We start from the raw sequence: 15,134 nt of genomic DNA on the forward strand, positions 1-15,134 counted from the left end.
TGTGTTCGCTTAGCGAAAACATTCCAGACAAGTTTGCTTTTGGTTTCGGTTTGTCGTCAGTTGGCTTCTGATCGTATTGCTTAACGAACACGTTCATAAAAGAAATTATCAAAGCCCAAGAATAAAGTATGAATAATGATACAGCCAACTGTAACAACCAACACTACCCTGACCGCCTTACTTCTGGTCGGTGGGTCTTACCACGATTTCATTGATTGCCACACGTCTCGGGTTAGTTACAATAAAGGCAACTGCTTCTGCAATATCTGATGCATGCAGGCTTTCCACTTTTCCAAACAAGTCATTAAAAACTTTCCATCCTGCTTCGTCCCAAAGTTCTGTATCTACTGCACCCGGCTCAACAACTGAAAAACGGACTGATTGTCTTGTAAATTCTTGTCGCCATGCTTCTGTTGCTGCGGTTACACCGAATTTTGTTGCATTGTAAACGGCAACCTGTGCTGTGGCAATACGTCCCGCAACTGATGAAATGTTTACCACGTCCACCACCTTACGTGGGCTTGTTGCAACCGCTTCAATAAGGTATGGCAATGCTGCTCTTGTGATATACAATAAACCACGCAAATTGACGGCAATCATTTGTTCCAATTCTTCAAGAGAGCGTTCAAGCGTAGCACCGTTATTCATTACGCCTGCCGCATTTACAAGGGTGTCAAGTCTGCCAAACATTGTAATCGTTTTTGTAATGGCTTCGTTCGCTTCATTTACATTCGTAAGATCTGCTTCAATGGGAAATGCTTCCCCGCCTGCGTTTTTAATTTGCTGTTCTAATTCTTTAAGTCGTTCAATTCTTCGTGCCACAAGAACCACTTTTGCACCCGCCGAAGCAAGCCGAATTGCTGTTGCTCTGCCGATACCGCTTGAAGCACCTGTTACAAGCGCAACTGTTTTGTCTAATTTTTCTGTCATAATTCATTTATTTTTTTTTTACAGTACAAAAATGAGAAATGACAGCCGAAACCAATTATCCAAATCTCAGAAATGAGTGTCCAGAAATCCACCCTACCCAAAATAAGTAACCTCAATATTGTTACCTTGTTTTGCAAATCTTTCCGTCATGGATAGGGACAAAAATGATTTTCGTCTTACACCTGCATATGACTTACTAAACACAAGGATTCATGCGGACGATACGAAACTTTGAATTTAAGAAAAAATGATTAAACAATAACGAGGCAAATACGTTCTTTCCACAATAAATAATTGTTATAGAAAAGAGATTACAACAACAAATCACATGAGTATATATTCGATAATTTTGCAGTCAAAAACTTTTTAGTTGTGGCAAATAATAACAAAACAGATTTCTCCGATCCTCATAATAGCATTACGGTAGCACCTGATCGGCCGGCATTCAAAGAATGGCTGCCCTGTATAGGTATTGCCATAGCTGCATTCGTTTTCAATACTAGCGAGTTTGCGCCGATAGCTCTCCTGAGCGACATCGCGAAAGGTCTTTCCATCAGCGAAGCCAAAGCCGGATTGTTGATTACTATTTATGCATGGGTGGTGGCACTGGCCTCTTTGCCATTGATACTTATTTTTGCAGGGGTAGAGCGTCGCAAACTGATGGCAGTTCTATTGATCCTGTTCATTATAAGCCATCTGCTTTCATGGCAATCCTATAATTACACATTACTGCTTGTTTCACGTATCATGGTGGCTTGTATGCATGCTATCTTCTGGTCTGTCGCTGCCCCTATGGCGGTCCAAATGGCACCGGAAGGGCACCGCTCAACCGGATTAGGCATTCTTGCTACCGGCGGTTCGCTGGCGACTGTACTCGGGCTTCCCTTCGGACGTACTGTGGGGCTGTATATGGGATGGAGGACAACTTTTTTATTTATTGGTATAGTTGCTTTCCTGGTACTGATACTTCTGATATTTGTATTGCCGGTCTTAAAAAGTAACAATTCGGGATCATTTAAAAGTTTACCGCAATTAGTCAAGCGCCCGGCCCTGATGGGGATATACATACTGACTGCGATTATGATCACGGCACATTTTACCGGATACACCTATATCGAACCTTTTATGATCAATATAGCCGGACTTAATGAAAATGCGGCTACTGTAGGATTGCTTATTTTCGGTGTTGCCGGAATTGGCGGAAGTTTTTTATTCTCCCGTTACAATGAGAAACGATCACTGTTTCTTATGGGTGGAAGTGTAATCTGTGTATCGATATCGCTCCTACTAATATATCCGTTAGCGATCAACATCTTTACTGTTTTTTTGTTATTTACATTTTGGGGTATATCAATTATGATCTTTAATCTGGTATTTCAGGATGCCGTGATAAAAATCGCACCCGATGCAACAGCTGTGGCAATGTCTATCTATTCAGGCATATATAATATCGGTATAGGTAGCGGCGCGCTTTTCGGCGGAACTGTGAGCACCCATGCAGGAACTCAGTACGTAGGTATGGCGGGATGTTTTATAGGTTTACTGGCTATATCTTTTTATTTCCTGGTTATAAGGCGTCATTTACAGGGAAGAATATAAAAGAAGATATCACCCCCAATTGATCTGGTGAGTCCAAAAAAGAAAGTGTTCGATTCTCCCCAATTAAAACATCAGAAGCATTATCTTTGTGCAGGAAATGTTCAAATTCCCGTGTCACATTTTTGTGAAGTAAATAAGATAAAATCATTATGCAAAAGTTAATCGCATATCCTCTTTCCGTCATTTATTATCTGTTGTTTGGAACTACATTGGTAATCTTCCATCTGGTCCAATGGATATGCTTTAACCTGTTTGGATATAGTGCCCACAAGAAGAGTGTCGATATGCTCTGTTTCTTCCTCGTATTGAACACCTATGCTCTGGGCACAAGATATAAGATCAGAGGATTGGAAAAACTTCCGGAAGATACTCCCCTCATTATTGCCGCCAACCACCAGAGTTGGTATGACATCACCACTATCGGCTGGTATATGCGAAAAGTTCATCCTAAATTTGTCAGTAAGATTGAATTGGGGAAAGGGATTCCAAGCATTTCGTACAACCTGAGACATGGAGGGTCGGTACTGATCGACAGAAAAGACGCGAAACAGGCCTTATCCGCGATCCGGCAATTGGCCCAATATATAGAGACACACAAACGTTCGGCAGTGATATTCCCCGAAGGGACAAGAAGTAACACAGGCAAACCCAGGCCATTTGCCGAGAACGGGCTGAAAATCCTCTGCAAATATGCCCCTTCCGCTTACATTGTTCCGGTAACGATCAACAACTCGTGGAAAATGACAAGATGGGGTTCTTTCCCTCTGGGAATAGGCAATAAAATAGAAGTCATCATTCATGATCCTATCTCCATAAAAGATATGCCTTTTCCTGCACTTCTTGAAAAAACAGAACAGTTGATAACCGAAGCTATAAATTATTTGTGAAAAATGAAATATCAGAAGTTACCATAAACTTATTATCCGGTCCATTTGTGATGATATCTTTTTCAGGTAATTCCTGTCCCCTCCACTTACTTCAGCCGTCAGCCATCCTCCCCGGTGGTCAATCCCTCGCACAGCCTTCATTACCTCAGGCCAATTGTTGTCCCCCTCCAGTAATTCAACATTAAATCCTTCCCGTACTCCCTTCCTTTTCATCAACTCCCGGCTGTACTCCTTGATATGGAGTCTTATGATACGCCGGTTGAGCGTCCTGATCCACTGGTCCGGCCACCCGTAACGCAATATGTTGCCGATGTCGAAGTACCACCCTACCAGCGGATGGTTGATGTCATCCACAAAACGCCTTGCCTCCACCGGACTCAGCAGGAAATTGTACCACACGTTCTCCAGCGCGATCTGCATCCCCGTCCTTTCCGTATGGGGGACCAATTCCTGGATGAGAACGGTTATCATGTTCGTTTCATACGATTATATTACATATTTAGCTTGAGTTTTTCTTCTCCATTGGTATCAAGAACTTGAAGCATCATTTTCTCACCCGCTTTTTTAAGTATCATCACAGTAGCGCTCTGCAGGTTATTCCCACCTCCTATCACTACCGGAAAATTATTACCGAGAGAACTCTTCGGATGGTAAGCAAACCTATGAGTATGGCCGTTTAAAGCTATATCAAACGGAGCATTCTTCAGGATATCACCCCATTCCTCAAGACATGGGTTATATGTCCCTTTAGGAAGGCCATAGATGGGTATATGATGGATCAGCACTCTTTTCCCCGCTTTTCTAAACGCCTCGCTGTCCAACTCACTCTTCAAAAATCCAGCCTGGTCTTTCCGTAGCCCAGTGAAATCGTTCAAACCGTAATATACCCAGTGGTCATCCGGTTTATCCTCACCACAGTCGAGCATCACGATCCGGGTATCACCCCAGTTGAACGCACCATATGTTTTGTCCCCCACATAATCAAGTAAATCACGAAGCCCGATGGAGTAGGCGTTACGGATCTCATGGTTACCACGAATATAGAAAACCGGAGTGGTTTCGGCACCCACGCTTTCATTCATGTATGACAAAGATGCCACAGCCTGTGCTTCATTCCTCGGATCGTCGATATTATCCCCATTAAAAATGACAAAATCGTAATCGATATCCCTGATCAATTCTGAAAACTTATCTACCAGTCCCATCCTTTGATGCAGGTCGTTGAAAATAATAGCGGTAAAGTCGGTATTTCCTTCCGGAGGCAACCTGAAGGTATAAGTGTCGGAGACAGCCGTTTCTCCAAACCCTTTGCGGTATGCCTCGTAAACCGCAATCTCCCGGGAACATACCCTGTAACTGTAGGTTTCACCCGGGATGAGGCCTTCGAGCCGGAATTTATGGTGATAGTTGTTACAAAGCATCTGTCCATCCACATAGAGTTGATGTTTTTGGTCGAGATTACCATCGGTGCCATACTCTACCCAACTATGGACCGGTACATTTGTAAGCCATGAGATGGTGACCCCATTTCCTGTCGGGTTCTGCAGGTAGGGTTTCGTACGGAAAATTTCATCCTTGGCAGCATGTAACCGAACCTCAACATAAAGTGGACGATGGTCTGATGCCACCTTCTCGGAGATCACTCCCCTGTTTGTAAGCCGCGACCAGTTTTCCATACCTTTATAACCATAAATATAGTCAATACAGATATTAGGATCATCTGCGGGAAAGGTATTTTCTTTGGGAGAGATAAGCGAGGTAAATGACTCATTCATGGCTTTCTGCTCCGGTGAATCGGGAGATCCATTCATATCTCCGGCAAGGAAAAACGGCTTATCCAGCTTCGCGGCCTCCTGCTCTATGATTTTGACTGACTCCATTCGATCTTCTTCGTTCAAAGAGATATGAGTGCAACCAAAATAGTATCCTTCAAGTTCCACGATCAGGAGTATCCTGGCCTCTTCTCTTCCGGGTAAGGCTATTCTCCGCACACTTAACGGCTTTTCCCGCGAGAGTATCCCTAACCCATACTTCCCGCCTTGATAATCGATAGAAGCTGCATAGGTGGAAAACATAAGTGTTTTACGGGACAGCACGTCAAGAACATTTATTCTGTTACTCCTTTCCGTTACACTGTCCAGCTCCTGAACGGCAATAATATCAGGATTGGCACTGTGAATTACATCGGCTATTCTCCGGTAGTCCGTAATGTCATCTAACCCGCGTGCATTGCGCACATTATAAGACATTAGCCTTATGGAGTTCTTCTCCTGTACCGGCATGGAATTGGCAAAGGGTTGTATAAAAACAATAAGCCCTAAGATCAGAAAGATTTTTCTTTTACTCATAATTGATTTAACGTGCTGCTATTACTAATTTATCAGAAATTTGTTCAGTTAATTTTAATGGTTGCTATAACCGGAAAATGATCAGACTCTTGATATGCCTTAGTATCCACGAAATATGATTTGACCGTCATTGCTTCTACAGGAGCATACATAATGTAATCAATTATCCTGTTCGGATTAGATGTTGAAAATGTGTATTGAGTGCAATTATTATTCATACAACCCGATACCAGATGCTCCTGCAGAATCCTTATCGTTTCCGATTCCGGTGTGGCATTGAGATCACCTGCAACAATCACACGTTTATCGTAGCTTTTTAAAATATCGACAAGATCTCTTGCCTGCTTCAATCTGTTAGCTTCGTTCCCTAAATGATCGAAATGGGTAGCAATAAAATAAAATTCCTTGTTTTCTTTTTCTACTGTTACCCTGGCGACGGAACGCGGCTCACCTCCAAGTTCGGGAGTTACTCCCAAATTATAACCCTTTCTCTCTTTAATCGGCAACTTCGATAATACTGCATCTCCGTATTCCCCACCATCATGGTCCATCGCTTTCACAAAATAACGCTCCATCCCGGTTAATTCTCCCAACTTTTTCGCAATATCCCCAAGTTTTGCATTTCTCCTGGTGTTTTTATCTACCTCCTGCAAGGAAACCAGGTCGGGATCATGCCTTTTTATCACATTTGCAATTGGTGCCAGATCGGGGATTCCTCCACTCCTTGCACCCCAGATATTGTATGTCATGACCTTCACAACTACTTCTTCTTCAGGTGGAGGTTGTTTATCCTCTATATTTTCATCTTTCGATGAGCATTGAACTACCAAAAGGATAATAGCAAAGATAAAGTATTTTATTCTCATATTTTGTCGTATGGGATCCATTATTATTTGAAATAGGGGGAGTGATCCCCCTATTTGCACTTTTAAAAGCATTTTATCTCGGTAATGGCAGTTGTATCCCCGCCTGTGGCACTCCTGATCACTGTCAGTTTAAAGAACCGCGCTTCCACACTCTCTTCAAAATATATGGTTGCACTTGCATCTGCTGAGGCAACAATACCGGTAAATATACCTACATCAGTCCAATTCTCCCCATCCATACTTGTTTGAAAAGAGACGATATTGGGGAATAAATAGGCATGGTTTGATGCCGGCCTTCCATGAATTCTAAATCCGTGTAAAAGAAGCTCTTCATCCATGTCGACTACGATATGGTGGGGATGTTGGGGACGCCATCCATCTGCATCACGCCTGTAATTGGAATGCCAATAGGTATCTAGATTATCATCTATGGCATGGAGGCCTAAACCACCTCCGGCTCCGTCGGAAACATCTGAAGAAACTTCAACAACACTCCATTTTGACTGTGAATGGATCTCGTAAGGATTCTCCCCATACGAGCCACTTATAACGAAATAGGTTGTTTTCAATTCCGGATTGACGGTTATATCCTGATTCACTTCTTTTATCGACACAGGAAGCAAAAAGGTGCGGGTTCCTCCGAAATAGAAGGGATTGACTTCAATTTCAATAGAATTGCTACCGGACTTTCCGGCAGGAATTGTTACGGTATTTACATCAAACCGGTAACTCTCTTCCGGCAGAATGGCATGTCTTGTACCATTTGCGGCATTGAATTCAGCCACTAAGTCAGGACGAATCTCAAAAGTCACACTGAGATCCCCGTCTAATTGGTCCACACCTCCATATCCTGCTCCAATGCTCAGGCCATGCCATTTATCTTCAATGATGAAATTCTTTTCTATACTGCCTGAAATTGCCGATTGCATAAAAATTTTGCTATACTGCCCCGAATCTTCAATATGCAATTCCTCAAGATCGCAGGAAGCAAGTATAAAAACGATTAAACTTGTTATGATACTATACTTTTTCATTTCCGATAATTTTTTTAGTATTACCAACCTGGATTTTGTGCCAGATTTTGATTTTTCTCAACTTCCGATTGTGGAATAGGGAATAGATAAAAGTTCTTCCTGAATACCCTCGTTTCGAAGATAGTCCTTTGAAAGAAAGCCGGGTCTGTGTTGGAAGTCCCCGACTCTACATTCATCCCCCAGAAGAGTCCCCCATCAGTCTCTTCTGCTATTTTCCATCTGCGGGTGTCGAAATACCTTAAATGTTCTATCGTGAGTTCAATGCGTCTCTCCTTCCTGATTTCATCCCTCATCTGATCCTGATCCAGGCCGGATTCAAGTGGAGCCAATCCTCCCCGCTCCCTGATCCGGTTCAGGTACTTCAGAATATCGGAATTTCCGGGATCATATTCATTCAATGCTTCCACATAATTCAAAAGGATCTCGGCATAACGCATCATCACATATGTACGAGCAACATTATTTTGTGTCGGATGATACGTTGGTGACACATTCTTCCGCCACAAGTATCCGGTTTCAGAGTAGTCGTGTGATCCACCCTTTCCTGATTCTCCCGTGTAGTATAGTTGTATTTCACGGACCCCCAGACTTGAAGTCGTATTGATCCAATCGCTGCCGCTATAGGCCACTGTTGCATAGAACCGGGGTTCCCTGTTTATATACATCCTGTAAGTGGGTACTGCCCTAGTAGCTCCCGGCGCCTGGTAATTCTCGAATCCTTCTTCAGAATAGCCTACGGCTGCCGGATTTATTATAGGGGTTCCATCGGGTCTGTATCCTGTGACAGGAGCCGTTCCGTCTGCCATCCGGTAAACATCTATCAACTGTTGTGTTGGCCCATGAGAGGCATAACCATTTGCCAGCCGTGGTGTGTTCGATCTCTGCCAGCCATGCATATTGGCAGTATTACGGGCTAAGATCCATTCAATATTCCATGAATCAAGGAATAGATCCCTATAGGAAAGAAACCCGTCAATACTGCCATCGGCTCTGTATCTCGTATATAATCCCAGATTTCCGGTTGACTCGGCATAATCTATGACCTCTTTCGCGGCATTGGCTGCCCGTTCCCACTTACCGGCATCATAGGTGGTATTGACAAGCGGAGTTCCGTCCTTATTTGCGAATCCACTGTATTCACTGTTACCGTTAAACAGGGGACTGGCTGCATACAATAACAGACGACTCTTTACGGCCATACAAAGGATTTTACTGGCACGCCCAAAATCGGAACGCAGAACCTGATCATCTATATAGTGAACCACGGGAATCTCTTCCATGGCCTTATCTAACTCACTGGCAATATAATTTACACACTCATCATAGGGACTCCTGGGTAGTTGCATAAGCGGATTATCCATGGGCAAATCGGGGTTGATCTCTTCATCGCCGATAATAATAACCGGACCGTACTGTTTAAGCAGTTCGGTGTAGAAGAAAGCCCTTAAAAACCGCGCTTCACCTTTACGCTGCCTGATTAAAGCTTCACCTTCCCTCGACTCCAGGATTTGCTCATTTCCATCAATATTGTTTATAAAAGTAGTGGCATCCCGGATTCCCTTATAATAATCAGTCCAGAAATTCCAATAATTGGAAGAGGCATTCCAGTTGCCTAAATTAACCTGAAAAGGATTTCCTCTTTGAGAAACATCGGAATCATCCGAAATATTATCCCACGGTGGGCTATTGGTCCGGTGGGCTTCATCTCTAATATAATTGTAGACATTCGCAAGCCATTCTTCAGACAGGTCCCTTCTGTTGAACACTTCCTCTAATGTCAGGATATCATCAGGGACCTGATTCAAGAAATCATCATTACAGGAAAAAAATGCCATAATGATCATTATTGCAGGTAAACCAAAAAATTTATATCGACTGTTCTTCATATTGTTTTCACTTTATAATACTTAAGCAATTTTCGGAAAATGCCTATAGTTGAGTTTGTTAAAAATTTAAATTGACACCTAAAGAGAGTACGGAGGTTGTCGGATACCGGGTTGCCCTGCCATCTCCTAATTCCACATCCCAGAATTCAAATGGGGTCCATGTGAACAGGTTGGTGCCGGAAAAATATATGGATGCATTACTTATTCCTATCGGGTTAATCCACTGTTTAGGTAAAGTGTAGGTCAATTGCAACTCCCGCAAGCGCAGATACCTTCCATTCTTAAGCCACCATGTACTGGTTTGGTAATTTCCATTAGGACTCCCATCCGAGAGCCTGGGATAAAAGACGTCCTGTCGCGGATTCTCGATCGTCCATCTGTCTTCAATATTGCTTAGGATATTACCTCTACTCATTGATACTGAGAATGGGTGTACTCCCTCTCCACTCATATGGATGTCTACATTACCTACTCCCTGGAATAGGGTTGACAAAGCAACATTCTTGTACCCGAGTGTAAATCCAAGACCATATACCAGCTCGGGGATATTACCGTAACCAATGGGTACCCTGTCGAAATCATCGATTCTTCCATCACCGTTCACATCTTGAAATTTTATATCACCGGGGCGTACCGTACCGGGATGTAATGGTCCGTTATTTATTTCGTCCTCGGATTCAAATAAGCTCAGTGCGACCAGTCCAAATCTCTGGCCTACTTTCCGGCCACGCTGATCTAGCCATGGGTATGTGGGAGTAGGCTGGTCATTTTCGATGATTGTATTCCGGCTATAAGTGAGATTCCCTAATAAATTCACATACCAGTCGTTGGCAAATGATCTGGTATAGTTGAAAGAGCCGTCGATTCCCTTATTTTCAATTATACCCAAATTACCATAGGGTGCGTTTTGTAACCCCAGGTAAGCAGGCACATTTCCCCTGCGTAAGAATATACCTTCCCTGTTTTCTTTGAACAGATCTAATTGCAAGGTAAGAGCATTGTTCAGGATTGTTATGTCAAAACCCAGATTGCTTTTCAGTGCTGTTTCCCATGTTACGTCCACTCCATATTCGCCAACTCCTCGACCTCCAAAACTGTTATTGCGTTCCCGTCCAAAATTATATCCGGTTTTTCCATCGATGGTTGTGATATAGGCAAATCTCCGGTTTCCGTCAATCTGACTGTTCCCAACCTTACCGTAAGAAAAACGAATTTTTAACATCTGAAAAACATCATATATATCTCCCAGGAAATTCTCTTCACTAAGTACCCAGGCGAAGCCTGCCGAGGGGAAAAAACCATACCGCCTTTTTGGTGTGAAGTTCTCGGATCCGTTGTATCCAAAATTGACTTCCAGAAAATAACGATTGGCATACCCGTAAGTCCCCCTTCCCGATAGGCCTAAATAACGGTACGGCAAAGAGTTGATAAAGTTTGAGGCCTGAGAGTCCAGACGGTCGCTCTGATTATAAAGCAACATCCCGGTAACGTTATGCTTCCCAAAATCGCGATTATAATTCAAGGCACTCTCGACATAGATAGTCCTCTCTCCCTGGCTGCTCCGGGCAAAAGAAAGGAATCGGTCCCCTTCATGGGTTTGTTCATACATCATTTCTCCATTCTCGTCCCTTCTGATGGCCAACCAGCTATCGGGCCGTTTTGTCCTGCGCATACTTGTGTAGTTGTATACATCAAAGGAGAACATACCGGTAATTGACAACCCTTTGGTTATGAAAGGGAGCTGCTGGGTAACCCTCAGGTTGGAAAAAAGTTGATTCCTCCATTGATTGGCATAACCGGTCTCGGTAAGCGAGGCATATGGATTTGTTAAAGACCCGGCACGCTGATCCGGCACATAACCGTTCTCATAACGGGTAGGAAATATTACCGGCGTCACCATCCACACATCGGCCCAGATATCACCCTGACCGGCTCCCGGATAGTTTGCATTGGCCAGATATCCCTGTACACCGACCTCCACTTTAGTAGTATTTGTCGCATCTATATCTAAATTGGACGTTAAATTATATCTCCTGTAAAATACCTGGTTATCATAATTTACCAGCGGATCCGTCCTATAAAGCCCTTGCTCATCCAGATAACTAAGGCCTACGTAATATTTAACTTTTTCGTATCCCCCGCTGATATTCATGTTTCCCCTTCTTTGACTTCCCCAGTCACTATAGATCGCCTTTACCCAGTCAACTTTGGGATACAAATATGGGTCACTTCCTTCTTCGGTCAGGCGTATCCTCTCTTCACTGTAAATCGGAGCGGCACCCCGGTTAGTCAATGCTTCATTCGACATTCTCATATATGTGACGCCATCTGCAAATTCAGGTAATGTGGTAAATTTGCTTATACCCTCATAGTATCGAAAATTGATCTTCGGTTTTCCGGCCTTACCGCTTTTTGTCTTTATCAGTACCACTCCATTGGCTCCCCTTACTCCATATACAGCCGTTGCAGATGCATCTTTCAACACCGTAAAACTCTCGATATCCTCGGGATCCACATTTGCCATAGCCCGGGGAGTACCATCCACTAAAACCAGCGGTTTACTCAATCCCGAGCTGAATGTAGAAATACCGCGAATCCACACATCGGAATCATCAAATCCCGGCTCACCGGTCCGCTGCACGCTGACAACTCCGGCGAGTCTTCCTCCCAAAGAGTTCGTGAGATTTGCTACCGGGAGCTGTAACTGGTCGGCCTGTATTGCAGATTGAGAACCCACTGTACTCACTTTTCGTTGTGTTCCGAATCCTACCACTACCACTTCATCCAACGATTGGGCATCCTCTTCCAAAATAACACTTAGTGAGGATTCATTTGAAATAGGCACCTCTTTGGAGTGATAGCCTATAAAGGATATTTGAAGAATGGCATTCTCCTCCACCAACAATGAAAACTTTCCGTCAATATCGGTAACAGTACCGTTTGTAGTTCCCTTTTCGACAATATTAGCCCCTATGACAGGTTCTCCCGAATCATCAAAAACAGTCCCTATAATTGCCCGCTTCTGTTGCAGCATTACATTGACTGCATTTTCACCTGTATTCCATGCGTAACTTGATCCTGCCGGAAAATAAAAGAGACCGGTTAATAACAGAATAATAGTCATCCGCATAGTACACAAAAAACGTTTAATAGGCACCTTTTCAGTTAAATTGTTTTTCTTCATACACCTGTAATTATTTAAATTAATACACGTTGACATTTCCTTATTTCAATCTGGTTACTTGTGTTTCATCTACAAATCCTTGCTCAGTTATAATAAATTGAGCTTTATATGCGCGTTCCAGGCGAGATGCCGCAGCCCTGACAGAGGCAGCCTTGATTGTTTTTGATGGGATTATCACAGTCTCACCAACCTTGATTGCCAACAATGTAGCAGGGATTGATATTTTAGTAACCAGCTTTATAGTATTTACCTGATTATTCATATCTTTACAGGATATTTAGATTTATAGCATTGTAGCAAGCGCTATATTGATAATGCAAATATACTGTATTTTTACAGTAAAAGCAATAGCAATACTGATATTAACAAGTAATTTATATTTATTCTAAATAATATTATTTATATAAAATTGATAATCAATGGAAAATACGGAATTCACGGATAGACTAAAATTATTTATAAAATCCAAAAGACTGGGGCAGACTAAATTTGAAGAGCTTGTTGGACTTTCACGCGGATACATCAGCAGGGTTAAACCTTCAATTGGAGTAGATAAACTATTAGGTATCATTGAGGTTTTCCCCGATCTTAATCTTGATTGGCTTATTACGGGAAAAGGAGAGATGATAGATCCTTCAGCTCTATCAGATCTTACCGAACAAACCATCGGGATGGTGGAAGAAGGCGATATTGAATATAAAAACAAGTACCTTGAAATGCTAGAGGAGAATAGATCGCTCCGGATTGAGATAGAAAAACTTCGTAAGATAATAGAGACAAAAGTACATGAGTAATTATGCATGCAGCCGTTGTTTTACCAATGCTTTCTTTTCCTCGTTTGTTATATATGTACAATGTGTGTTCTTTAAAGTTTATAATATTTGTTTCTTAACCGGAAAGCTATATTTACCAACAGGATAAGTACAGGCACTTCGACTAACGGGCCGACGACGCCTGCAAATGCTTGTCCGCTATGTAAGCCGAAGACGCCTATAGCAACCGCAATAGCCAGTTCAAAGTTGTTGCCTGTGGCGGTAAAAGCGATCGAAGCGTTTTTATCATAAGATGTACCCATGAGCTTACCTGCAAAAAAGCTAAGGAAGAACATCACAAGGAAATAGATCAATAACGGAATGGCAATCCGTACCACATCCAGTGGTATTTGTACGATTAATTCCCCTTTAAGGCTGAACATCAAGATAATGGTAAACAATAAGGCGATCAACGTTACCGGGGATATGGCGGGAATAAACTTTTCCTTGTACCATTGTTCCCCTTTTATCTTTACCAATACCAGACAGCTGAGAATACCCATCAGGAAAGGGATACCCAAATAAACAGCGACTGTTTCCGCAATCGTGCCGATAGATATATTCACTATCGCACCTTCAAACCCAAATAAAGGAGGAAGTTTCGTAACGAATACCCAGGCATAGAAGCTATAAAAGAATACCTGAAAGATACTGTTCAAAGCGACCAATCCTGCGCCATATTCCCTGTTTCCTTCCGCCAGATCGTTCCAGACAAGTACCATGGCAATACAGCGAGCCAGTCCGATAAGGATTACCCCTACCATATATTCGGGATAATCGTGCAAAAAAAGAATGGCAAGAAGAAACATTAAGACAGGTCCTATAACCCAATTCAGAATTAAAGAGACCGTCAATATTTTTACGTTGGAAAATACTTTAGGCAATTGCTTATAATCGACTTTTGCCAATGGCGGGTACATCATCAGGATAAGACCGATGGCAAAAGGAATGTTTGTTGTTCCGCTTGACATGGAATCTATATAGTGGCTGAAAGACGGGATAAAATATCCTAATCCTACACCGATAGCCATTGCAAAGAAAATCCAAAGGGTCAGGTTTTTATCCAGAAAACTCATTTTAGTTGCACCTCTGTCTTCTCTGTGGATTTCGCCGGTGCGCTTGGCACTAAAGAATTTCGCCGGATGTTGTTCCTTTTTACTCATGTCCTTTTATCCTGTTTAGATACAGTTCGTAAAATGCCTTTTTGATTTCATCCCTTACCCTGATGTATTCGGATTGTATAAATTCGGGCGTTCCTGTGGCTTCGGACGGATCTTCAAAGCCGATATGCAAACGGTTCTTTACTTTACCCGGAAATGTCGGGCAACTTTCGTTTGCACCGCCGCAAACGGTAATGACCCAGTCCCATTCATCGTTGACATAATTATCAACGCTATCTGATGTATGGTGCGAAATATTCACCCCTGCATCCTGCATGACCTCTATCGCTTTGGGATTTACCTTTCCGCTTGCCTTTGTTCCTGCGGAATAAACCAGTAGTTTAGGATCGAATGATTGTAAAAATCCATGTGCCATTTGGCTACGGCAGCTATTGCCTGTACAAAGGATAAGAATTTTAGGCGGTATT

Annotated in this window: 13 protein-coding genes; 3 read left to right on the forward strand and 10 right to left on the reverse strand. The window is 42.7% G+C overall.

Annotated features, from left to right (window positions below; translation table 11 throughout):
• Positions 1-177 precede the first annotated feature (177 nt).
• Complete coding sequence (locus F597_RS0105980) at positions 178-930, reverse strand: SDR family oxidoreductase (protein ID WP_019538815.1); 753 nt, start codon at positions 928-930, stop codon at positions 178-180.
• Positions 931-1,302: 372 nt separating this feature from the next.
• Here F597_RS0105980 and F597_RS0105985 point away from each other — a divergent pair, with 372 nt between their 5' ends.
• Entirely contained in the window at positions 1,303-2,529 is a 1,227-nt protein-coding gene (locus F597_RS0105985) for a sugar transporter (RefSeq protein ID WP_019538816.1), read from the forward strand.
• A gap of 149 nt (positions 2,530-2,678) precedes the next feature.
• Positions 2,679-3,416: a lysophospholipid acyltransferase family protein gene (locus F597_RS0105990; RefSeq protein ID WP_019538817.1), complete on the forward strand. Its 738-nt coding sequence runs from the start codon at positions 2,679-2,681 to the stop codon at positions 3,414-3,416.
• An 18-nt stretch (positions 3,417-3,434) separates the two neighbouring features.
• Here F597_RS0105990 and F597_RS20255 read toward each other — a convergent pair whose 3' ends face one another.
• The 7 genes from F597_RS20255 to F597_RS0106025 all read right to left on the reverse strand — a co-directional run bounded on the left by F597_RS20255 (position 3,435) and on the right by F597_RS0106025 (position 12,996).
• Positions 3,435-3,887 (reverse strand): sugar phosphate isomerase/epimerase family protein, encoded by a 453-nt coding sequence (locus tag F597_RS20255; protein WP_019538818.1) that lies wholly within the window; start codon positions 3,885-3,887, stop codon positions 3,435-3,437.
• A gap of 20 nt (positions 3,888-3,907) precedes the next feature.
• Positions 3,908-5,764 carry an endonuclease/exonuclease/phosphatase family protein gene (locus F597_RS0106000; RefSeq protein ID WP_019538819.1) on the reverse strand — a complete coding sequence of 619 codons (1,857 nt, stop codon included), beginning with the start codon at positions 5,762-5,764 and terminating at the stop codon, positions 3,908-3,910.
• 44 nt (positions 5,765-5,808) lie between these two features.
• Complete coding sequence (locus F597_RS0106005; protein ID WP_026327172.1) at positions 5,809-6,630, reverse strand: endonuclease/exonuclease/phosphatase family protein; 822 nt, start codon at positions 6,628-6,630, stop codon at positions 5,809-5,811.
• 62 nt (positions 6,631-6,692) lie between these two features.
• Positions 6,693-7,664 (reverse strand): discoidin domain-containing protein, encoded by a 972-nt coding sequence (locus F597_RS0106010; RefSeq protein WP_157278978.1) that lies wholly within the window; start codon positions 7,662-7,664, stop codon positions 6,693-6,695.
• A gap of 20 nt (positions 7,665-7,684) precedes the next feature.
• Entirely contained in the window at positions 7,685-9,550 is a 1,866-nt protein-coding gene (locus F597_RS0106015) for a RagB/SusD family nutrient uptake outer membrane protein (RefSeq protein WP_245541995.1), read from the reverse strand.
• A gap of 58 nt (positions 9,551-9,608) precedes the next feature.
• A complete protein-coding gene (locus F597_RS0106020; protein ID WP_019538823.1) occupies positions 9,609-12,734 on the reverse strand; it encodes a SusC/RagA family TonB-linked outer membrane protein in 3,126 nt (1,041 codons plus the stop codon).
• 40 nt (positions 12,735-12,774) lie between these two features.
• Entirely contained in the window at positions 12,775-12,996 is a 222-nt protein-coding gene (locus F597_RS0106025; protein ID WP_019538824.1) for a hypothetical protein, read from the reverse strand.
• Positions 12,997-13,153: 157 nt separating this feature from the next.
• On the opposite strand from F597_RS0106025, the gene F597_RS21525 reads away from it, so the two are divergent.
• Positions 13,154-13,528 carry a helix-turn-helix domain-containing protein gene (locus F597_RS21525; protein ID WP_019538825.1) on the forward strand — a complete coding sequence of 125 codons (375 nt, stop codon included), beginning with the start codon at positions 13,154-13,156 and terminating at the stop codon, positions 13,526-13,528.
• A 71-nt stretch (positions 13,529-13,599) separates the two neighbouring features.
• Here F597_RS21525 and arsB read toward each other — a convergent pair whose 3' ends face one another.
• A complete protein-coding gene (gene arsB, locus F597_RS0106035; RefSeq protein WP_026327174.1) occupies positions 13,600-14,622 on the reverse strand; it encodes an ACR3 family arsenite efflux transporter in 1,023 nt (340 codons plus the stop codon).
• Positions 14,623-14,701: 79 nt separating this feature from the next.
• Positions 14,702-15,133 carry an arsenate reductase ArsC gene (locus tag F597_RS22840; protein WP_281167174.1) on the reverse strand — a complete coding sequence of 144 codons (432 nt, stop codon included), beginning with the start codon at positions 15,131-15,133 and terminating at the stop codon, positions 14,702-14,704.
• Position 15,134 lies beyond the last annotated feature (1 nt).

This window comes from Proteiniphilum acetatigenes DSM 18083, assembly GCF_000380985.1.
Lineage (GTDB): Bacteria > Bacteroidota > Bacteroidia > Bacteroidales > Dysgonomonadaceae > Proteiniphilum > Proteiniphilum acetatigenes.

What these genes read in the sequence shown, in the direction of transcription:
- F597_RS0105980 (WP_019538815.1), bottom strand. Translation starts at nt 930, where the DNA reads ATGACAGAAAAATTAGACAAAACAGTTGCGCTTGTAACAGGTGCTTCA.
- F597_RS0105990 (WP_019538817.1), top strand. Translation starts at nt 2,679, where the DNA reads ATGCAAAAGTTAATCGCATATCCTCTTTCCGTCATTTATTATCTGTTG.
- F597_RS20255 (WP_019538818.1), bottom strand. Translation starts at nt 3,887, where the DNA reads ATGATAACCGTTCTCATCCAGGAATTGGTCCCCCATACGGAAAGGACG.
- F597_RS0106000 (WP_019538819.1), bottom strand. Translation starts at nt 5,764, where the DNA reads ATGAGTAAAAGAAAAATCTTTCTGATCTTAGGGCTTATTGTTTTTATA.
- F597_RS0106005 (WP_026327172.1), bottom strand. Translation starts at nt 6,630, where the DNA reads ATGAGAATAAAATACTTTATCTTTGCTATTATCCTTTTGGTAGTTCAA.
- F597_RS0106010 (WP_157278978.1), bottom strand. Translation starts at nt 7,664, where the DNA reads ATGAAAAAGTATAGTATCATAACAAGTTTAATCGTTTTTATACTTGCT.
- F597_RS0106015 (WP_245541995.1), bottom strand. Translation starts at nt 9,550, where the DNA reads ATGAAGAACAGTCGATATAAATTTTTTGGTTTACCTGCAATAATGATC.
- F597_RS0106020 (WP_019538823.1), bottom strand. Translation starts at nt 12,734, where the DNA reads ATGAAGAAAAACAATTTAACTGAAAAGGTGCCTATTAAACGTTTTTTG.
- F597_RS0106025 (WP_019538824.1), bottom strand. Translation starts at nt 12,996, where the DNA reads ATGAATAATCAGGTAAATACTATAAAGCTGGTTACTAAAATATCAATC.
- F597_RS21525 (WP_019538825.1), top strand. Translation starts at nt 13,154, where the DNA reads ATGGAAAATACGGAATTCACGGATAGACTAAAATTATTTATAAAATCC.
- arsB (WP_026327174.1), bottom strand. Translation starts at nt 14,622, where the DNA reads ATGAGTTTTCTGGATAAAAACCTGACCCTTTGGATTTTCTTTGCAATG.